Source organism: Azospirillum sp. B510 (assembly GCF_000010725.1).
In the GTDB taxonomy this organism is placed as follows: domain Bacteria; phylum Pseudomonadota; class Alphaproteobacteria; order Azospirillales; family Azospirillaceae; genus Azospirillum; species Azospirillum lipoferum_B.
Genome location: NC_013854.1, coordinates 2,443,262 through 2,462,177 on the forward strand (window position 1 = coordinate 2,443,262; position 18,916 = coordinate 2,462,177).

Annotated in this window: 20 protein-coding genes and 1 tRNA gene; 3 read left to right on the forward strand and 18 right to left on the reverse strand. The window is 65.7% G+C overall.

Going from position 1 to position 18,916, the window contains the following annotated elements:
• Positions 1-8: 8 nt before the first annotated feature.
• The 15 genes from AZL_RS11365 to AZL_RS11435 form a co-directional block, all read right to left on the reverse strand.
• Positions 9-1,535 (reverse strand): NADH-quinone oxidoreductase subunit M, encoded by a 1,527-nt coding sequence (locus AZL_RS11365; protein ID WP_012974701.1) that lies wholly within the window; start codon positions 1,533-1,535, stop codon positions 9-11.
• A 25-nt stretch (positions 1,536-1,560) separates the two neighbouring features.
• Positions 1,561-3,666 carry an NADH-quinone oxidoreductase subunit L gene (gene nuoL, locus AZL_RS11370; protein WP_012974702.1) on the reverse strand — a complete coding sequence of 702 codons (2,106 nt, stop codon included), beginning with the start codon at positions 3,664-3,666 and terminating at the stop codon, positions 1,561-1,563.
• 9 nt (positions 3,667-3,675) lie between these two features.
• Positions 3,676-3,984 (reverse strand): NADH-quinone oxidoreductase subunit NuoK, encoded by a 309-nt coding sequence (gene nuoK / locus AZL_RS11375; RefSeq protein WP_012974703.1) that lies wholly within the window; start codon positions 3,982-3,984, stop codon positions 3,676-3,678.
• Positions 3,985-3,986: 2 nt separating this feature from the next.
• Positions 3,987-4,601 carry an NADH-quinone oxidoreductase subunit J gene (locus AZL_RS11380; RefSeq protein ID WP_012974704.1) on the reverse strand — a complete coding sequence of 205 codons (615 nt, stop codon included), beginning with the start codon at positions 4,599-4,601 and terminating at the stop codon, positions 3,987-3,989.
• A gap of 18 nt (positions 4,602-4,619) precedes the next feature.
• Positions 4,620-5,108, reverse strand: coding sequence for an NADH-quinone oxidoreductase subunit NuoI (gene nuoI / locus AZL_RS11385; RefSeq protein WP_012974705.1), 489 nt, complete (start codon positions 5,106-5,108; stop codon positions 4,620-4,622).
• A gap of 109 nt (positions 5,109-5,217) precedes the next feature.
• Positions 5,218-6,228 carry an NADH-quinone oxidoreductase subunit NuoH gene (nuoH, locus tag AZL_RS11390; protein WP_012974706.1) on the reverse strand — a complete coding sequence of 337 codons (1,011 nt, stop codon included), beginning with the start codon at positions 6,226-6,228 and terminating at the stop codon, positions 5,218-5,220.
• Positions 6,221-8,284, reverse strand: a complete 2,064-nt coding sequence (nuoG, locus tag AZL_RS11395; protein ID WP_012974707.1) for an NADH-quinone oxidoreductase subunit NuoG — start codon at positions 8,282-8,284, stop codon at positions 6,221-6,223. Before nuoG ends, nuoH begins: the two co-directional genes overlap by 8 nt.
• A gap of 15 nt (positions 8,285-8,299) precedes the next feature.
• Positions 8,300-9,589, reverse strand: coding sequence for an NADH-quinone oxidoreductase subunit NuoF (nuoF, locus tag AZL_RS11400; protein WP_012974708.1), 1,290 nt, complete (start codon positions 9,587-9,589; stop codon positions 8,300-8,302).
• A 16-nt stretch (positions 9,590-9,605) separates the two neighbouring features.
• Entirely contained in the window at positions 9,606-10,253 is a 648-nt protein-coding gene (nuoE, locus tag AZL_RS11405; protein WP_012974709.1) for an NADH-quinone oxidoreductase subunit NuoE, read from the reverse strand.
• Positions 10,250-11,398, reverse strand: a complete 1,149-nt coding sequence (locus AZL_RS11410; RefSeq protein WP_042443752.1) for an NADH-quinone oxidoreductase subunit D — start codon at positions 11,396-11,398, stop codon at positions 10,250-10,252. The genes nuoE and AZL_RS11410 overlap by 4 nt, the downstream gene beginning before the upstream one ends.
• Positions 11,399-11,505: 107 nt before the next feature.
• A complete protein-coding gene (locus AZL_RS11415; protein WP_012974711.1) occupies positions 11,506-12,135 on the reverse strand; it encodes an NADH-quinone oxidoreductase subunit C in 630 nt (209 codons plus the stop codon).
• A 98-nt stretch (positions 12,136-12,233) separates the two neighbouring features.
• A complete protein-coding gene (locus AZL_RS11420; protein WP_173380480.1) occupies positions 12,234-12,779 on the reverse strand; it encodes a NuoB/complex I 20 kDa subunit family protein in 546 nt (181 codons plus the stop codon).
• Positions 12,770-13,138 carry an NADH-quinone oxidoreductase subunit A gene (locus AZL_RS11425; protein WP_012974713.1) on the reverse strand — a complete coding sequence of 123 codons (369 nt, stop codon included), beginning with the start codon at positions 13,136-13,138 and terminating at the stop codon, positions 12,770-12,772. Before AZL_RS11425 ends, AZL_RS11420 begins: the two co-directional genes overlap by 10 nt.
• A 314-nt stretch (positions 13,139-13,452) precedes the next feature.
• Positions 13,453-13,529 (reverse strand) — tRNA-Asp (locus AZL_RS11430).
• A 190-nt stretch (positions 13,530-13,719) separates the two neighbouring features.
• Complete coding sequence (locus tag AZL_RS11435; protein ID WP_042443016.1) at positions 13,720-13,947, reverse strand: hypothetical protein; 228 nt, start codon at positions 13,945-13,947, stop codon at positions 13,720-13,722.
• Between the two features lie 165 nt (positions 13,948-14,112).
• Here AZL_RS11435 and AZL_RS11440 point away from each other — a divergent pair, with 165 nt between their 5' ends.
• Entirely contained in the window at positions 14,113-14,397 is a 285-nt protein-coding gene (locus AZL_RS11440) for a hypothetical protein (protein WP_247894195.1), read from the forward strand.
• 97 nt (positions 14,398-14,494) lie between these two features.
• Positions 14,495-14,920 (forward strand): hypothetical protein, encoded by a 426-nt coding sequence (locus tag AZL_RS11445; RefSeq protein WP_247894196.1) that lies wholly within the window; start codon positions 14,495-14,497, stop codon positions 14,918-14,920.
• 21 nt (positions 14,921-14,941) lie between these two features.
• On the opposite strand, the gene AZL_RS11450 is transcribed toward AZL_RS11445, so the two are convergent.
• Positions 14,942-15,397: a hypothetical protein gene (locus AZL_RS11450; protein WP_012974716.1), complete on the reverse strand. Its 456-nt coding sequence runs from the start codon at positions 15,395-15,397 to the stop codon at positions 14,942-14,944.
• A 183-nt stretch (positions 15,398-15,580) separates the two neighbouring features.
• Between AZL_RS11450 and AZL_RS11455 the strand changes: the two genes are divergently transcribed.
• Entirely contained in the window at positions 15,581-16,234 is a 654-nt protein-coding gene (locus AZL_RS11455) for a DsbA family oxidoreductase (protein ID WP_012974717.1), read from the forward strand.
• Between the two features lie 63 nt (positions 16,235-16,297).
• On the opposite strand, the gene AZL_RS11460 is transcribed toward AZL_RS11455, so the two are convergent.
• Positions 16,298-18,235, reverse strand: a complete 1,938-nt coding sequence (locus AZL_RS11460; protein WP_012974718.1) for a propionyl-CoA synthetase — start codon at positions 18,233-18,235, stop codon at positions 16,298-16,300.
• A gap of 198 nt (positions 18,236-18,433) precedes the next feature.
• Complete coding sequence (locus AZL_RS11465; protein WP_052293661.1) at positions 18,434-18,916, reverse strand: DUF3574 domain-containing protein; 483 nt, start codon at positions 18,914-18,916, stop codon at positions 18,434-18,436.

Genomic DNA, 18,916 nt, shown 5'->3' on the forward strand with positions numbered 1-18,916 from the left:
AGAACCCCTTACCGAGCGGCGACCGAGACACCGGACGCGGCGTGCGACGCGGCCAGCTTGGTCTGGTAGGTCTGGATCAGCTGCTCGACCGATGCCGAGGTGACGTTCAGGAAGCTGCTGGGATAGATGCCCATCCACAGGACGACGGCGATCAGCGGCAGGAACACCGCGATCTCACGCGGGGTCATGTCGAACATCGCCTTGAGGTCCGGCTTGGTCAGCTTGCCGTAGACGATGCGGCGGTACAGCCAAAGCGCGTAGGCGGCGCCCAGCACCATGCCGGTGGCGGCGAGCGCCGCGACCCAGGTGTTGTCGCGGAACACGCCCATCAGCACCAGGAATTCGCCGACGAAACCGGCGGTGCCGGGCAGACCGACCGAGGCCATGGTCATGAACAGGAAGACGACGGCGTATTTCGGCATGTTCTTCACGAGGCCGCCGTAGCGGGCGATCTCGCGGGTGTGCAGCCGGTCATAGACGACGCCGACGCACAGGAACAGCGCACCCGACACGACGCCGTGCGACAGCATCTGGAACACCGAGCCCTCGATGCCCTGCTGGTTCAGCGCGAACATGCCGATGGTGACGAAGCCCATATGGGCGACCGACGAGTAGGCGATCAGCTTCTTCATGTCCTCCTGGGCCAGCGCGACCAGCGAGGTGTAGATCACGGCGACGACCGACAGGGTGTAGATCAGCGGCGCGAAATACTCGGTCGCTTCCGGCAGGATCGGGATGTTGAAGCGCAGGAAACCGTAACCGCCCATCTTCAGCAGCACGCCGGCCAGGATGACCGAACCGGCGGTCGGCGCCTCGACGTGGGCGTCCGGCAGCCAGGTATGGACCGGCCACATCGGCACCTTCACCGCGAAGGAGGCGAAGAAGGCCAGCCACAGCCACAGCTGCATGCCGCGCGGGAACTGGGTGGCGGTGATGGTCGGGATGTCGGTGGTGCCGGCCACATAATACATGGCCAGGATCGCCAGCAGCATCAGGACCGAGCCGAGCAGCGTGTAGAGAAAGAACTTGAAGGCGGCATAGACGCGGCGCGGACCGCCCCAGACACCGATGATCAGGAACATCGGGATCAGGACGCCTTCGAAGAACATGTAGAACAGCACGAAGTCCAGGGCGCAGAACATCCCGATCATCAGGGTTTCCAGCGCCAGGAAGGCGATCATGTATTCCTTGAGGCGGACCTGCACCGACTCCCAGCTCGCCAGGATGCACAGCGGCATCAGGAAGCCGGACAGGACGACGAACAGCACCGAGATGCCGTCGACGCCCATGTGATAGTTGATGCCGAACTCGGGGATCCAGCCCGCCTTCTCGACCATCTGGTAGCCGGGATTGCGCGGGTCGAAATTGGCCCAGATCAGCAGGGTCAGGACGAAGGTGACGAGCGTCGTCCACAGCGCGATATACCGCACGTTCCGCCGAACGTCCGGGCTGTCGCCCCGGCAGAACAGCAGGATCAGCGCGACGCCCACGAGCGGCAGGAAGGTCGCGAACGACAGGATCGGCCAGCTAGCCATTGTTGTTGTTCTCCTTCGAAACCGCTCAGCCGAAGACCGAGAGCCAGGCGATGAGCAGGACGACCCCGATCACCATGGCAAAGGCGTAGTGGTAGACATAGCCCGACTGCAACCGGCTGGCGCGGGCGGCGACGTCGCGGGTGGCGGCGGCGACACCGTCCGGACCCACGCCGTCGATCACCGCCCCGTCGCCCGACTTCCACAGGCCATAGCCGAGCGCCTTGGCCGGACGGGTGAACAGCGCGTCATACAGCTCGTCGAAGTACCATTTGTTGTAGAGGAACTGATGGATGCCGCGGAAGGTGGCGGCGATCCGGCCCGGCAGGCCCGGCATCATCACATAGCCGATATAGGCCATGGCGATACCGATCAGACCGACGACCAGCGGAGCCAGCGAGACCCAGCCCGGCGTGTGGTGGTGCGCGGCTTCGACCGAGTCATGGCCGTGCAGGACGGCGATGGCCTTGCCCCAGAACTCCGCCCGGTCATGACCGATGAAATAGTCGTGGAAACCGACACCGGCGAACAGCGCGCCCAGCGTCAGGACGCCCAGCGGGATCAGCATGACAACCGGCGATTCATGGGCGTGGTCGTAGACGTCCTTGTCCATCCGCGGCGTGCCGTGGAAGGTCATGAACAACAGGCGCCAGGAGTAGAAGGCGGTCAGCAGCGCCGCGGCGATGCCGAGGGCGAAGGCGAAGCGTCCGACCCCGCTGCCCGAGGCGAAGGCCGCCTCCAGGATCATGTCCTTGGAGTAGTAACCGGCGAAGAAGGGCAGACCGGCGAGCGCCAGATTGCCGATCCACATCACCGCGTAGGTGAAGGGGATCTTGCGCCAGACGCCGCCCATCTTGCGCATGTCCTGCTCATGGTGCAGGGCGTGGATGACCGAGCCGGCGCCAAGGAACAGCAGCGCCTTGAAGAAGGCGTGGGTGAACAGGTGGAACATCGCCGCGCCGTAGGCGGAGACGCCGGCGGCGAAGAACATGTAGCCGAGCTGCGACATCGTCGAATAGGCGATGACGCGCTTGATGTCGAACTGGGTGAACCCGATGGTCGCCGCGACGAAGGCGGTCAGGCCACCGACCACCGTCACCACCTCCAGCGCCGTCGGAGCGTATTCGAAGACCGGCGACAGGCGGCAGACCATGAAGACGCCGGCGGTGACCATGGTGGCGGCATGGATCAGCGCCGACACCGGGGTCGGGCCCTCCATCGCGTCCGGCAGCCAGGTGTGCAGGCCGAGCTGGGCCGACTTGCCCATCGCGCCCATGAACAGCAGCAGACAGGCGACGGTCAGGCCGTTGAAGTTCCAGCTGAGGAAATGCAGCGTCTCGCCGGTCAGCGTCGGGGCCTTGGCGAAGATCGCGTCGAACTGGACCGAGCCGGTCAGAACGAAGATGGCGAAGATGCCGAGCGCGAAGCCGAAGTCGCCGACGCGGTTGACCAGGAAGGCCTTCATGGCGGCGGCGTTGGCCGACGGCTTCTCGTACCAGAAGTTGATCAGCAGGTAGGAGGCCAGACCGACGCCCTCCCAGCCGAAGAACAGCTGGACCAGATTGTCCGCCGTCACCAGCATCAGCATGGCGAAGGTGAACAGCGACAGATAGCCCATGAAGCGCGGCTTCTGCGGGTCCTCGGCCATGTAGCCGATCGAGTAGACATGCACGCAGGCCGACACGGTGTTGACGACGATCAGCATCACCGCGGTGAGCTGGTCGACGCGCAGCGCCCACTTCACGTCGAGCGTGCCGCTCTGGATCCAGGTCATCAACTCGATCGTGCGCGGATGGGCGTGCACGGCGACGTCGTAGAACAGGATCCAGGACAGGACCGCCGAGACGATCACAGCGCCCGCCGTCACGAACTGGGCGATGCGGTCGCCCACAGTCGGCGGCGGGGCGGCGGCATGATGGTCGTCATGGCCGTCGTCATGGGCATGATCATCATGGGCATGGTCGTCATGGTGGGCGATCCGGGCATGCCCGTGATCGTCCCCATGACCGTCATGGCCATGACCGTGGCTTCCGTGACCCGCTGCGGTCGGCTGGACCTTCGGCCCGCCGAACAGCGCGATCGATCCGGCGACGAGGAACGCCAGGAGCGGAAGGAATACGACTAGCACTTCCATGGCGCCGCCTCAGCCCTTCATCATGTTGATGTCTTCGACTCGGATCGAGCCGCGGTTGCGGAAGTAGACCACCAGGATGGCGAGGCCGATGGCCGCCTCGGCGGCGGCGACGGTCAGGATGATCATGGCGAAGACCTGGCCGACCAGGTCGTGCAGGAAGGTCGAGAAGGCGACGAGGTTCAGGTTCACCGCCAGCAGCATCATCTCGATCGACATCATGATGATGATGACGTTCTTCCGGTTCAGGAAGATGCCAAGCACACCGAGCGTGAAGATGATGGCCGAGACCGTCAGGTAATGTCCGAGACCGATCTCCATGATCACACGCCCTCCCCGGTCGTGACCTTGCGGATGGCGACCACGTCTTCCCGGCGACGGGCGATCTGGACGCCGACATTCTGTTTGCGCACGCCGGCCCGGTGGCGCAGCGTCAGCACGATGGCGCCGATCATGGCGATCAGCAGGATGATGCCCGACGCCTGGAACAGATAGACATACTGGGTGTAGATCAGCCGGCCCAGCGCATGGGTGTTGGTCACCTGATCGAGCGCCGGGGTCGGAGCGCCGATGGTGGCGGCCACGTTCGGGGCGACGATCCAGCCGCCGAGCACCGCGGCCAGTTCGGCCAGCAGGATCAGACCGACCAGCGCGCCCAGCGGCAGCGCTTCCATCGCGCCCTGGCGCAGTTCGCGGAAGTTGATGTCGAGCATCATCACCACGAACAGGAACAGCACGGCCACGGCGCCGACATAGACGATGACGAGGATCATCGCGATGAACTCCGCCCCCATCAGGACGCAGAGACCGGCGGCCTGGAAGAAGGCGAGGATCAGATAGAGGACGGAATGAACGGGGTTCCGCGCCGAGATGACCATCACACCGGAGGCCACCAGCAGCGCGGCGAACACGTAGAAGGCGATGCCTTGGACTATCATCGTATTTCTCGCTTCCGCTTACCGGTAAGGAGCCTCGGCCGCGAGGTTCTGGGCGATTTCCGCCTCCCAGCGGTCGCCGTTCGCCAGCAGCTTCTGCTTGTTGTAGAAGAGCTCTTCACGGTTTTCGGTGGAGAACTCGAAGTTCGGCCCCATGACCACCGCGTCGACCGGGCAGGCCTCCTGGCACAGGCCGCAGTAGATGCACTTGGTCATGTCGATGTCGTAGCGCGTGGTGCGGCGGCTGCCGTCGTCACGCGGTTCGGCCTCGATGGTGATGGCGAGAGCCGGGCACACCGCCTCGCACAGCTTGCACGCGATGCAGCGCTCCTCGCCGCTCGCATAGCGGCGGAGCACATGCTCACCACGGAAGCGCGAGCTGATGGGCCCCTTCTCATAGGGGTAGTTGATCGTGACCTTCGGCTTGAACATGTAGCGAAAGGTCAGCGCCATACCACAGACCAGCTCGGTCAGGAACAGGCTGCGCGCCGCGCGGTCGAGGAACGCCATGGCCTCTTCGTCTCCTTCCTCGCCGGTGGGTCCCCCTGATCGGGGCGGCCCGCCGGCACTCAAATCGACAGTCAGTATCGGGTTCGGTGCGGATGGCTTTCGCCGCCGCTCACTTCGGCAGCCAGCCGAAGGTCACCAGCACGCCGGCGGTCAGCACGACCCAGAACAGCGAGAAGGGCAGGAAGACCTTCCAACCCAGCCGCATCAGCTGGTCGTAGCGGTAGCGCGGCATCGTGCCGCGAACCCAGATGAAGGTGAACAGGCAGAACGCGATCTTCAGCAGGAACCACACGATGCCCGGCACCCAGGTGAAGGGCGCGAAGGGCAACGGGGGCAGCCAGCCGCCGAGGAACAGGATGCTCGTCATCGCGCTCATCAGGATCATGTTGGCGTATTCGCCAAGGAAGAAGAGCACGAAGGGGCCGGAGCTGTATTCGACCATGAAGCCGGCGACCAGTTCCGACTCGCCTTCCGGCAGGTCGAAGGGCGAACGGTTGGTCTCGGCCAGCGCCGAGATGAAGAACATGATGAACATCGGGAAGAGCGGGATGGCGAACCACACCGTCTCCTGGGCCTTGACGATCGCCGTCAGGTTCAGCGACCCGGTGCACAGCAGGACGGTGACGAGGATGAGGCCCATCGAGACCTCGTAGGACACCATCTGCGCCGCCGAGCGCAGGCCGCCGAGGAAGGCGTAGCGCGAGTTCGACGCCCAACCCGCCATCACGATGCCGTACACGCCCAGCGAGGAGATCGCGAACAGGTAGAGCACCCCGACATTGATGTTGGAAATCACCATCCCGTAATCGAAGGGGATGACCGCCCAGGCGACCAGCGCCAGGAACATGGTCAGCATCGGCGCCACGTAGAACACCACGCGGTTGGCGCCCTCCGGCAGGATGTGCTCCTTGCTCAACAGCTTCAGCGCGTCGGCGAAGGTCTGCAACAGGCCGAACGGCCCGACGATCGTCGGGCCCTGGCGCAGCTGCATGGCGCCCAACACCTTGCGCTCGGCATAGACCAGATAGGCCACCGAGATCAGCAGCGGCAGGACGATCGCCAGGATCTGCAGAACGATGATGATCAGCGGCAGGAGAAAGCCGCTCCAGAACTCAGCCATGGGTGCCAGTCCTCTCCTGAGCAGGGCCCACCAGCGCTTCCGTGCAGTTGGCCATCGTCACCGACGCCCGGCTGATCGGGTCGGTCATGTAGAAGTTGCCGATCGGCGTCACGAACGGGGCGGCGTCGACCGGGCCCTGGGCGCCGAAGGGCGCCCAGCTGGCCGGGGTCATCTCGCCGACTGCGCCGAAGACCGGGTTGGCCGCCATCAGCCGCTGACGCAGCTGGCCATGGGTGTCGAAGGGCAGCGTGGCACCCAGCGTTTCCGACAGGGCGCGGACGATCTTCCAGTCCTCGCGGGCCTCGCCCGGCGGGAAGACCGCCAGACGGGTGAGCTGCGGCCGGCCTTCGGTGTTGACGTAGACGGCGTTCTTCTCGGTGTAGGCGGCACCCGGCAGGATGACGTCGGCGCGATGGGCGCCGGCATCGCCATGGTGGCCCTGATAGACGACGAAGGCGTTGCCGAGCTTGGCCATGTCGATCTCGTCGGCGCCCAGCAGGTAGACGAAATCGATCTCGCCCTTCGAGGCGCCGTCGAGGATGCCGTGGATGTCGCGGCCGCCCTCGCCCGGCAGGAAGCCGGCCTCGATGCCGCCGACCCGCGCGGCGGCGGTATGCAGCACGTTGAAGCCGCTCCAGTCGTCGCGGAACATGCCATAGACCTCGCCGACCAGACGGGCGGCGGCCTGGACCGCGAGACCGTCGGCGCGCTGGAAGGCGCCCATGCCGACGATGATCATCGGGTTCTTGGCGGTGCGCAGCGTCTCGGAGAAGGGATGGCTGCCGTCGATCAGCTGCTGAAGCGTCTCCGGACCGGAACCGATCACGCTGTAGGGATAGGTCAGGTCACGCTGCTCGCCGATCGAGGCGATGGTGACGCCGCCGGCCAGATAGCGCTTGCGGATGCGGGCGTTGACCAGCGTGCCTTCCCAGCGCGGGTTGGTGCCGACCAGCAGGATGACGTCGGCCTTCTCGATGCCGGCGATGCCCGAGTTGAACAGGTAGCCGGCGCGCACCGAGCTGTCGAAGCGGGCACCGTCCTGGCGGCAATCCAGATTGGCCGAGCCGAGCCGCGACAGCAGCTCCTTCAGCGCGAACTGCGCCTCGACATCGACCAGGTCGCCGGCGATGGCGGCGACGCGGTTGCCGGGCAGGCCCTTCAGGCGCGCCGCGACGGCGGTGAAGGCCTCGGCCCAGCTGGCCGGAACCAGCTTGCCGTTCTGGCGGATGTAGGGGCGGTCCAGCCGCTGGCGCTTCAGCCCATCATAGGAGTAGCGGCTCTTGTCGTTCAGCCACTCCTCGTTGATGTCGTCGTTGACGCGCGGCAGGACGCGCATCACTTCGGCGCCACGGGAATCGACGCGGATGTTCGAGCCGACGGCGTCGAGGACGTCAATGGTCTCGGTCTTGCGCAGCTCCCACGGGCGCGCCGTGAAGGCATAGGGCTTGTGGGTCAGGGCGCCGACCGGGCAGACGTCGGCGAGATTGCCCGACAGCTCCGACCCGATGGCCTTCTCGACGAAGGTGGTGATCTCCATATGCTCGCCGCGATAGACGGCGCCGACATCGGGAACACCGGCCACTTCGTTGATGAAGCGGACGCAGCGGGTGCAATGGATGCAACGGGTCATGATGGTCTTGATGACCGGACCCATATACTTGTCCTTGACCGCGCGCTTGTTCTCGCCATAGCGGCCGCGGTCGAAACCGTAGGCCATGGCCTGGTCCTGCAGGTCGCACTCGCCGCCCTGGTCGCAGATCGGGCAATCCAGCGGGTGGTTGATCAGCAGGAACTCCATCACGCCCTTGCGGGCCTTCAGGACGGTCTCGCTGTTGGTCTTGACGACCATTCCGTCGCCGCAGGGCATGGCGCAGGACGCGACCGGCTTGGGCGCGCGCTCCATCTCCACCAGGCACATGCGGCAGTTGGCCGGCACGCTGAGGCGCTCGTGGTAGCAGAAGCGCGGAATCTCGATCCCCAGCTGCTCGCAAGCCTGGAGGATCGAGGTGCCCGGCTCGACCTCGATCTCGATCCCGTCGATGGTCAGTTTCGGCATGGGAACGGGAACTCCTTACTCGGCCGCCAGCGGGGCGCTGTTGCGGTAGGCCTGGATGCGCCGCTCGACCTCCGGACGGAAGTGGCGGAACAGGCCCTGGATCGGCCAGGCGGCAGCGTCGCCGAGCGCGCAGATGGTGTGGCCTTCGACCTGCTTGGTGACCTGCAACAGCATGTCGATCTCTTCCAGCCGCGCGTTGCCGGTGACCATGCGCTGCATGACCCGGCTCATCCAACCGGTGCCCTCGCGGCAGGGCGTGCACTGGCCGCAGGACTCATGGGCGTAGAAGGACGACAGGCGGGCGATGGCCTTCACGATGTCGGTGGACTTGTCCATCACGATCACCGCAGCGGTGCCGAGGCCGGACTGCACTTCGCGCAGGCTGTCGAAGTCCATCAGGACGGTGTCGCAGATCGATTTCGGCAGCACCGGAACCGACGAGCCGCCGGGGATGATGCCCAGCAGATTGTCCCAGCCGCCGCGGACGCCGCCGGCATGCTTCTCGATCAGCTCCTTCAGCGGGATGCCCATCTCCTCTTCCACGTTGCACGGATTGTTGACGTGCCCGGAGATGCAGAAGAGCTTGGTGCCCGAATTCTTCGGACGGCCGAGGCCGGCGAACCAGGAGGCGCCGCGACGCAGGATGGTCGGGACCACCGCGATCGATTCGACGTTGTTCACCGTGGTCGGGCAGGAATAGAGACCGGCCTGGGCCGGGAAGGGCGGCTTGTTGCGCGGCTGGCCCTTCTTGCCCTCGATCGACTCGATGAGCGCGGTTTCCTCGCCGCAGATGTAGGCGCCGGCACCGCGGTGGATGTAGACGTCGTAATCATAACCGGTGCCGCAGGCGTTCTTGCCGATCAGCCCCGCCGCATACGCCTCGTCGATGGCGCGCTGGACATTGGAGCCCTCGTTGTAGAACTCGCCGCGGATGTAGATGTAGCAGGCGCTGGCGCCGATGGCGAAACCGGCGATCAGGCAGCCTTCGATCAGCTTGTGCGGATCGTGGCGCAGGATGTCGCGGTCCTTGCAGGTGCCGGGCTCGCCCTCGTCGGCGTTGATGACGAGATAGACGGGCTTGTCGGTCACGTTCTTCGGCATGAAGGACCACTTCATGCCGGTCGAGAAGCCGGCGCCGCCACGGCCGCGCAGCCCAGATTGCTTCACCTGCTCGATGATCCACTCCCGGCCATTGGCCAGGATGGACGCCGTGTTGTCCCAGTCACCGCGCTTGCGGGCCCCGTCCAGACCGAAGTCCTGGAAGCCGTAGAGGTTGGTGAAGATGCGGTCCTCGTCGCGAAGCATCGCTGTCCCCTCCCCCTCAATCGTCCGCTTGCGCGGTGGTGGCGTCCGCTTGCGCGGTGGTGAAAGCCTTCAGAGTCGTCGGGCCGCCGACCGGCTCCGAGGATTGACGGCCGATCTGCGAACCGGGCTTCGGCGTCTCGCCGCGCGCCAGCGCGTCGAGGATGCGCTCGATATGTTCCGGGGCCACGTCTTCGTAGTAATCGTCACCGATCTGCACAACCGGCGCGTTGACGCAGGCGCCCGAGCATTCGACCTCGCCCAGCGTGAACTGGCCGTCGGCCGTGGTCTCGCCCATGCCGATGCCGAGCTTCCTCTTGCAGGCGTGGACGACGTCGTCCGACCCGCGCAGCCAGCACGGCGTGGTGGTGCAGACCTGGATGTGATGCCGGCCGACCGGGTTCTTGTTGTACATCGTGTAGAAGGTCGCGACCTCGTACACGCGGATGCGCGGCATGCCGAGCAGGTCGGCCACGGCGTCCATGGCGACGCGCGGCAGCCAGCCGCCGTTCTGGCGCTGGGCGACGTCCAGCAGCGGCATGCAGGCGCTGGCCTGCTTGCCGGCCGGATATTTGGCGATGATGCGCTTCGCCAGCTCCAGATTGTCCGGAGTGAAGGTGAAGCTGGTCGGCTCGGCGTGGCCGTGATCGGAAGCGGGCGCGCTCATCGATCGATTTCTCCGAAAACGATGTCCATCGAGGCGATGTTGGCGACGGCGTCGGCCAGCATGTGCCCCTTCGACATGAAGTCCAGGCCCTGAAGATGGGCGAAGCCCGGCGCGCGGATCTTGCAGCGGTAGGGCTTGTTGGTGCCGTCGGACACCAGATACACGCCGAACTCGCCCTTGGGCGCCTCGATGGCGGTGTAGGTCTCGCCGGCGGGAACGTGGAAGCCCTCGGTGAAGAGCTTGAAATGGTGGATCAGCGCTTCCATCGAGCGCTTCATCTCGCCGCGCGGCGGCGGCGACACCTTGCGGTCCTGAACCTTGTAGGGACCGGCCGGCATCTCCTTGCAGCACTGGCGGATGATGCGCAGCGACTGCTTCATCTCCTCCATGCGGACCAGATAGCGCGCCCAGCAGTCGCCGGTCAGGCCGACCGGGACGTCGAACTCCATGCGGTCATAGACCTCGTAGGGCTGCGACTTGCGCAGGTCCCAGGCGACGCCGGAGCCGCGCAGCATCGGGCCGGTGAAGGCCCAGTCGAGCGCCTGCTCCTTGGTGACGATGCCGATGTCGACCGTGCGCTGCTTGAAGATGCGGTTCTCGGTCAGCAGGCTTTCGAGGTCGTCCATGAATTTGGGAAAACGCTCGGTGAAGGCCCAGATGTCGTCAAGCAGCCCGTCCGGAATGTCCCAGGCGACGCCGCCCGGCCGGAAATAGTTGGCGTGCAGGCGGGCACCTGACACCCGCTCGTAGAACTCCATGAGGATTTCGCGTTCCTCGAAGCCCCACAGCGCCGGCGTGAGGGCGCCGACGTCGAGCGCACCGGTCGTGATCGACAGGATATGGTTCAGGATGCGCGTGATTTCCGAGAACAGCACGCGGATATACTGGGCGCGCAGCGGCGCCTTGATTTGCAGCAGATTCTCGATGCCGAGCACATAGGCGTGCTCCATGCACATCGGGCTGACATAGTCCAGCCGGTCGAAATACGGCACGGCCTGGACATAGGTCTTGTACTCGATCAGCTTCTCGGTGCCGCGGTGCAGCAGGCCGATATGCGGGTCGCAACGCTCCACCACCTCGCCGTTCAGCTCCATCACCAGACGGAGCACGCCGTGGGCGGCCGGATGCTGCGGCCCGAAATTCATCGTGTAGGGCTTGATCTGCGTCTTGCTCTCCGGACCGGAGGCGCTGATGGCCGCACCCGGCCCCGTCGAGACGACGCCGGTCGCCGATTCGGTCGAAACGGTCATGCTCACGGCTTCTTGCTCCCGTCCTGGAGGGCCGCCTTCTCATCGCCGGGCAGCATGACGTTGGTCATGCCTTCCCACGGGCTGAGGAAGTCGAAGGCGCGGAAATCCTGGGTCAGACGGACCGGCTCATAGACCACGCGCTTCTGGTCCTCGTCATAGCGGGCCTCGACATAGCCGGTCAGCGGGAAGTCCTTGCGGAAGGGGTGCCCCTCGAAACCGTAGTCGGTGAGGATGCGGCGCAGGTCCGGATGATTCTCGAAGAAAATGCCGAACAGGTCCCACACCTCGCGCTCGAACCAGTTCGCGGCGCTGAAGACGGAAACGGCCGACGGGACGGGCGTGTCCTCGTCGGTGGCCAGCTTCACGCGCATGCGCCGGTTGTGGCTGTAGCTGAGCAGCTGGTAGACGACCTCGAACCGCTCCGCGCGGTCCGGGTAATCGACCGCGGTGATGTCGGTCAGCTGCTCGAACCGGGTGGCCGGGTCGTCGCGCAGCGTGGTCAGCACCGCCAGGATGGCCGGCCGTTTGACCGTCACCATCAGTTCGCCGAGCCTCACCTCGACCTTCAGGACGTCGCCGCCGATCTTGGCGGCGATGACGTCCCCGAGTTCCTTCAACGCCTGTTCGGACATGGGTGGGACCCTGCCTTCCTACTTGTCTTCAGCGCGCTTCTCTGTCCGGTCCCGGCCCCCGGAGCCCTGTCGGCTCCGGCCGGGTCCGGTCGCTGGGATCAGCGGGCGATGCGGTTGCCGCGCTTGATCTTCTTCTGGAGCTGGAGGATGCCGTAAACCAGCGCCTCCGCCGTCGGCGGGCAGCCGGGCACATAGATGTCCACCGGCACGATCCGGTCGCAGCCACGCACCACCGCGTAGGAATAGTGGTAGTAGCCGCCGCCATTGGCGCAGGACCCCATCGAGATCACCCAGCGCGGCTCCGGCATCTGGTCATAGACCTTGCGGAGCGCCGGGGCCATCTTGTTGGTCAGGGTGCCGGCGACGATCATGCAGTCGGACTGGCGCGGGCTGGGACGCGGAATCACGCCGAAACGGTCCAGGTCGTACCGGCTCATATAGGCGTGGATCATCTCCACCGCACAGCAGGCCAGACCGAAGGTCATCGGCCACAGCGAGCCGGTCCGGGCCCAGGCCAGCAGATCCTCGTACTTCGCCAGCACGAAGCCCTTGTCCTGGATCTCGTCGGAGACCGCGCGGATGTAGGCGTCCTGTTCCGGTCCGGGCGGAATCGGCGCCAGCGGCTTGGCGACCTCTACTCCCATTCCAGAGCTCCTTTCTTCCACTCATAGATGAAGCCGATGGTCAGGATGCCGAGGAACAGCATCATCGACCAGAAGCCGAACAGCCCGATGTCACCGAGCGCGATCGCCCACGGGAACAGGAAGGCGACCTCGAGGTCGAAGATGATGAACAGGATCGAGACCAGATAGAACCGCACGTCGAACTTGGTGCGCGCGTCCTCGAACGGCTCGAAGCCGCATTCGTAGGGGGAGAGCTTCTCGGCGTCCGGGTTCTTCGGGCTGATGACGTAGGATGCCCCCACCATCACCGCGGCCAGCGCGATGCCGATCAGCAGAAACACCAGGATCGGAAGATACTCAATGATCAGCGGAGTCGACACCGCGTTCCTCCCATAAGCCCACGACCACGGGCGCCGTTCCAGCCGGGAAATCGGCGGAAGCGCAAAGCCGTGGCAGCCATGCCTTGGATTAGCCCATCAGACGGGCCGGAATATATGCCGAGACCGTGGGCAAGGAAAGCGCTTTGAATCGCTTTTCACCACGCGGAAGGACAAGCTTGGCCTCGCGGGAGAGCTTGGTAATACCACGTTTTTAAAATTCACAAAAGAAAAGACAATACGCATACGAAAAAGGACCCGCGAATCGCGAGTCCTTCAAAACTATTGGCGCTTTACGCCGAATTTCAAAGAGGAAGTGGCGCGAGTGACGGGACTTGAACCCGCGGCCTCCGGCGTGACAGGCCGGCGCTCTAACCAACTGAGCTACACCCGCGCAGAGCGACTTGTTCGAAACAGCGGACCAACACATTGCCAACGGCTTGTATTTTCTGCTGTTTTTCACCGGGACCGTTGAAGGCCCCCGTCGTTCGGTGCGCGGTTTGTAGTCGTCCGGGCCGGCGCCTGTCAATCACCAAATTGCAAAAAATCACCTCGGAGGGAACCGCCTGGGCCGCCCCCTCCGCTCAAGGCATGCGGTGGGCGGCCCGGCGCAAAGCCTCCAACCGGTCGAACGCCTGCAACATGCCGGCCGACAGTTCGCGGTGGTCGACGGCATCGGGTCCACCAAATCGCGTCAGCGTCTCCTCCAACGCGCGGACGAGATGTTCGGCCACATCGAGATGCTTCTGTTCCAGCGCCAATTCCAGCGCGGCAAGGATACGGTCGCCGAGCCGCCGTTCATTCAAGGTCATGCGTTTCCCCACCAAAGTCCGAGTGCCGTCGGCAAGCTGCCGCCACGGCCGCGTTGTTCATCGAGAATAGCAGTTTCATCACGGAACGGCGGCGGGATTTGCAAGCCCGCGCCATTTCGAAGGCCGCACTTCCGCACCCACCCCGCTCCATGCGATAGTCCGGCCATGCCGCTCCGCACTCCGCTCCTTTTCCGATTCGGCGCTGCTCTGCCAGCCCTCGCGCTTCTGGCCGCCGGCCCCGCCACCGCTGCGGCCAACGTGTCAGCCGCCCAGGCCGAGGCGAAGGAGATCGCCAAATCGATGGGAAACTGCACGCCGGCGAAGGTCGACGTGTTGAGCTACACGGTCGGGCGGGAGAGCTCGACGACCTTCAAGGTCGGCTGCACCGAGGACAAGGACGCCTTCGTCATCGTGCAATGCCGGTCGCGCATCTGCACTCTCCTTCGCTGAGGCCCGCCCCAGCGGTAAATTCATCGCTTGTTAACCGCGTTCGCGTGCACTGTCCGAGACTCGATCATGGCGCGTGCGTAGCACTGGAAATGGCAGGATGATGGGCGCGACGCGAATTGTTACGACGCCAAGCTGGCTCGGTCTTGCCCTGGCGATCGCCACCACGGCCTTGGCCGGCTGCACGTCTCCGCTCGGGCTGGCGGCGGCGGGCGCCGATGTCGTGACCCTGAACGCCACCAAGAAGACCATCGGCGACCATATCGTATCGGCGGCCACCGGGCGCGACTGCTCGATTCTCAGCTTCGAGAAGGACGGCGATTACTGTCCGGACAAGGTGGAGGTCGACCGCTCGCGCCTTTACTGCTACCGCACGCTGGCCGACGTCGAATGCCACCATATTCCGGACCCCTACCGCAACGGCAACACCGCGCTGGCCAGCCCGCCGCCGGACATCAGAACCGTGCCGCGCGGGAAGGGCTGGTTCGACGACGCGCCCCCCTACAGCCCGAACAGCGGGTCCTAGGTCGGACCGCCCGAAGACGGTTCAGCGCACCTTCTTGGCGACGAAGGCCTTGGCGATCGCCATCATCGCCTTTTCATGGTTCGGCCCACCCGCCGGGGCGTTGTGGACGGTGGCGCCCTTCCCCGTCGGCGCCGCCTTGCCGACCGGCGCCGCGCGCTGGGGAGCCGCCTCGTCAGGCTCGCGGCCCAACTGGTTCAGCAGATTTTCCAGCGCATCACGGCTGAGACCGGAAGCGGAGGGACGCCCTCCCCCGGCTCCTGCCGCGGCCGGGCGCGCAGCCGGCCTGCCGCTGGCCGGACGGCCGGCGCGCTCGATGGCGGCGGCGGCGATCGCCTTCAGGAAGGGCTGGGCGATGCCGCGCAGCAAATCGGGGTCCTCGACAGCCCAGGCCATCAGGAGCTTCTGCGCGGTCATCCGGCTGCCCTTGGCCGCCAGGATCGCTTCGCGCACCTTGCCATCGACATAGGAATTGCTCATCGGGAACCGCCCACCGGGATATGTCCGCCGGCCGCATCGATGGGCGGCTGGACCATCCGCGACTGTCGGGCCAACTCGGTTAACAAACGGTTGCGGGGCGCTCCGGCGAGCCCCCCTCGGGCAGGTCCCCCGTGAACGGAAGAAGCGGTTGCTCCGGGTCGGCGGCTCGCCGATAGTGGGGGGATGCTGATCGAATCCTTCGCCGACCTGATCTGCCCCTGGTGCTACATCGGCAAGCGCCGGCTCGATCGGGCGTTGGCGCAGCGGCCCAGCCTGCGGCCGGAACTCCGCTGGCAACCGTTCCAGTTGAATCCGGATATGCCGCATGGCGGGATGGCGCGCGACGATTATCTGGCCGCCAAGTTCGGCGGGGCGGAGCGGGCGCGGCAGATTCACCGGGTGGTCGAGGATACGGCGGCGCGCGACGGGCTGCCGCTGGCGCTCGACCGCATCCGGCGCACGCCCAACAGCTTCGACGCCCACCGCCTCGTCCGCATCGCCGGCCGCCTGGGGCTGGGCAACGCGATGGCCGACAGGCTGTTCGCCGCCTATTTCGTCGAAGGGGAGGACATCGGCGACCCGGACGCGCTCGCCACCCTCGCCGCCGGGCTGGGGATGGATTTCACCGAGACCCGGCGGCAGCTGGCTTCCGACGCCGAGTCGGCCGCGGTGTTCGCCGCCGACACGCTGGCCCGCCAGATGGGGTTGCAGGCGGTGCCCTGCTACATCTTCAACCGCCGCTATGCGCTGTCGGGCGCCCAGGAGCCGGCAAGCTTCCTGCCGCTGCTCGATCTCGGCAGCGAGGAGCCGGAAAACCTGTCGGTCGTCGCTGGCTGATCGCCATCAATACGGGAAGACCGGCGGCGGTCCGAAGGCCGCCCCTTGTCCCCGTAAGGTGCATCAGCCCGGCGTGCCGCTGGACTTGGCGTAGCCCAGCGTCTTCAGCGCGTCGGCGATCTCCGGCAGAATGCCCGGATCGTCGATGGTGGCCGGCATCCTGTAATCCTGGCTGTCGGCGATCTTCTGCATGGTGCCGCGCAGGATCTTGCCCGACCGCGTCTTCGGCAGGCGGTCGACCACCAGGGCGCGCTTGAAGTCGGCCACCGGGCCGATCCGCTCGCGGACCAGCTGGACCACCTCCTTGACGATCTCCTCATGCGGGCGGGTGACGCCGGCCTTCAGGCAGACGAAACCGAGCGGCACCTGCCCCTTGAGGTCGTCGGCCACGCCGATCACCGCGCATTCGGCGACGTCCTTGTGGCTCGACAGCACCTCCTCCATGGCGCCGGTCGACAGGCGGTGGCCGGCGACGTTGATGATGTCGTCGGTGCGGGCCATGACATAGACATAGCCGTCATCATCGACGAAGCCGGCGTCGCCGGTCTGGTAATAGCCGGGATAGTCGGCAAGGTAGGATTTCTTGAAGCGCTCGTCGGCGTTCCACAGCGTCGGCAGCGTTCCCGGAGGCAGCGGAAGCTTGACGCAGATGGCGCCGATGTCGCCACGCGGAACCTCCTTCAGCTCGGCGTTCAGCACCCGCACGTCCCAGCCCGGCATCGGGCGGGTGGCGGAGCCGTACTTGATCGGGAACAGATGGACGCCGAGCGGGTTGCCGGAAATCGCCCAGCCGGTCTCGGTCTGCCACCAATGGTCGATCACCGGAACCTTCAGATTGTCCTCGGCCCAATGCAGCGTGTCGGGATCCGACCGCTCGCCGGCCAGGAACAGGGCGCGGAACCGCGACAGGTCGTATTTCTTCAGGTGGTTGGCGTCCGGATCCTCGCGCTTGATGGCGCGGAAGGCGGTCGGGGCGGTGAACAGCGTGCCGACCTTGTGCTGCTCGATCACCCGCCAGAAGGTGCCCGGATCGGGGGTGCCGACCGGCTTGCCTTCGAAGACGACGGTGGTGCAGCCGGTCAGCAGCGGCGCATAGACGATGTAGGAATGGCCGACGACCCAGCCCACGTCGGACGCCGCCCAATAGACCTCGCCCGGCTTGACGTTGTAGATGTTGGTCATGGTCCAACGCAGCGCCACCGCATGGCCGCCATTGTCGCGCACCACGCCCTTGGGCTGGCCGGTCGTGCCGGAGGTGTAGAGGATGTAGAGCGGGTCGGTCGCCTTCACCGCCACGCACTCCGCCGGTTCGGCGCTCGCCACCGCCTCGGCCCAATCGAGGTCGCGGCCCTCGATCAGGGTCGCGGTTTCCTGCGGGCGCTGCCAGACGATGACGCTGGTCGGCTTGTGCGCCGACTGCTCGATGGCGGAGTCCAGCATCGGCTTGTACTTGACGACGCGGTTCGGCTCGATGCCGCAGGAGGCGGAGACGATGGCCTTCGGCTTGGCGTCATCGATGCGGGTCGCCAGCTCATGCGGGGCGAAGCCGCCGAACACCACCGAATGCACCGCCCCCAGCCGGGCGCAGGCCAGCATGGCGACCAGCGACTGCGGGATCATCGGCATATAGAGAAGGACGCGGTCGCCCTTCTCCACCCCCTGGGCGCGCAGCACGCCGGCGAAACGGGCGACCTGATCCTGCAACTCGGCATAGGTGATGGTCTGGACGGTCCGGGTGACCGGGCTGTCATAGATGATCGCCGGCTGGGCGCCGCGCCCGCCTTCGACATGGCGGTCGACCGCGTTGTAGCAGGTGTTCAGCTCCCCGCCGGTGAACCAGCGGTAGAAGGGGGCGTTGCTGTCGTCCAGCACCTTGTCCCACGGCTTGTACCAGGAGATGTCCTTCGCCGCCTCGCCCCAGAACCCGGCGGGGTCCGACAGGGAACGGGCATGCATCTGGTCGAAAAGCTCGGCGGTGGTGGCGCTGGCGGTCGGGCTCATGGCAGGGCGTCCCTCATTCTATTTTGGTACTATTCGGTGCGCGTTTCCTCTCGGCCGCGAAACGATCCGTTCCGCTGCCTCCACAATCTGCGACAAAAGCATAAGCGCAGGCAAATGTCAGAAGGTCGGGGGTGCGACGGGCTGTCGCATTCCCCATTGGTGAAAGGCGGTTCCGAACCCTGGAACTCGGCGCCGATTTCAAAAGGAGACGCAGACCGGCCGGATCGCCAGCGCGACCGACTGCTGATGGAAGCGCGCCTTGTACAGATCGATGATCTCACGGATCAGCCGCAGCGTCGCCGGATCGCCATCGGCCAGCAGGGTCAGGACTTTGCTGGGTTCCCGGAGCAGACGCCCGGTCTCGATGTCGCGCCAATGACCCGACGCGTCGCTGACCGTCAGGCCGTTGGGAAAGCGCGGCGTCACCTCGCCAGTCAGGAAATCGCTCCAGTCGCGCTCGCTGACGCCAAGCTCGTTGCCGATGTTGCGGCCGAAGAACAGCTGCGCCTCGATCATCGCACCGGCCGCATAGGCCTCGCAGGCCAGCGGCGCCACCGCCGGAGCCGCCACCGGAGCCGCCGGGCCGGATGCCGGTTGCTGGGCCGCGGCGGGACAGAGCGACGGGCCGGCGAGCAGAAGAAGCGACAGGACGGCGGACGGCAGGCTTGGAAAGGGGCGCAT

Coding starts and splice junctions, on each gene's coding strand:
- AZL_RS11365 (WP_012974701.1), bottom strand. CDS start 1,535: ATGGCTAGCTGGCCGATCCTGTCGTTCGCGACCTTCCTGCCGCTCGTG.
- nuoL (WP_012974702.1), bottom strand. CDS start 3,666: ATGGAAGTGCTAGTCGTATTCCTTCCGCTCCTGGCGTTCCTCGTCGCC.
- nuoK (WP_012974703.1), bottom strand. CDS start 3,984: ATGGAGATCGGTCTCGGACATTACCTGACGGTCTCGGCCATCATCTTC.
- AZL_RS11380 (WP_012974704.1), bottom strand. CDS start 4,601: ATGATAGTCCAAGGCATCGCCTTCTACGTGTTCGCCGCGCTGCTGGTG.
- nuoI (WP_012974705.1), bottom strand. CDS start 5,108: ATGGCGTTCCTCGACCGCGCGGCGCGCAGCCTGTTCCTGACCGAGCTG.
- nuoH (WP_012974706.1), bottom strand. CDS start 6,228: ATGGCTGAGTTCTGGAGCGGCTTTCTCCTGCCGCTGATCATCATCGTT.
- nuoG (WP_012974707.1), bottom strand. CDS start 8,284: ATGCCGAAACTGACCATCGACGGGATCGAGATCGAGGTCGAGCCGGGC.
- nuoF (WP_012974708.1), bottom strand. CDS start 9,589: ATGCTTCGCGACGAGGACCGCATCTTCACCAACCTCTACGGCTTCCAG.
- nuoE (WP_012974709.1), bottom strand. CDS start 10,253: ATGAGCGCGCCCGCTTCCGATCACGGCCACGCCGAGCCGACCAGCTTC.
- AZL_RS11410 (WP_042443752.1), bottom strand. CDS start 11,398: ATGAATTTCGGGCCGCAGCATCCGGCCGCCCACGGCGTGCTCCGTCTG.
- AZL_RS11415 (WP_012974711.1), bottom strand. CDS start 12,135: ATGTCCGAACAGGCGTTGAAGGAACTCGGGGACGTCATCGCCGCCAAG.
- AZL_RS11420 (WP_173380480.1), bottom strand. CDS start 12,779: ATGGGAGTAGAGGTCGCCAAGCCGCTGGCGCCGATTCCGCCCGGACCG.
- AZL_RS11435 (WP_042443016.1), bottom strand. CDS start 13,947: ATGACCTTGAATGAACGGCGGCTCGGCGACCGTATCCTTGCCGCGCTG.
- AZL_RS11440 (WP_247894195.1), top strand. CDS start 14,113: ATGCCGCTCCGCACTCCGCTCCTTTTCCGATTCGGCGCTGCTCTGCCA.
- AZL_RS11445 (WP_247894196.1), top strand. CDS start 14,495: ATGATGGGCGCGACGCGAATTGTTACGACGCCAAGCTGGCTCGGTCTT.
- AZL_RS11450 (WP_012974716.1), bottom strand. CDS start 15,397: ATGAGCAATTCCTATGTCGATGGCAAGGTGCGCGAAGCGATCCTGGCG.
- AZL_RS11455 (WP_012974717.1), top strand. CDS start 15,581: ATGCTGATCGAATCCTTCGCCGACCTGATCTGCCCCTGGTGCTACATC.
- AZL_RS11460 (WP_012974718.1), bottom strand. CDS start 18,235: ATGAGCCCGACCGCCAGCGCCACCACCGCCGAGCTTTTCGACCAGATG.
- AZL_RS11465 (WP_052293661.1), bottom strand. CDS start 18,916: ATGCGCCCCTTTCCAAGCCTGCCGTCCGCCGTCCTGTCGCTTCTTCTG.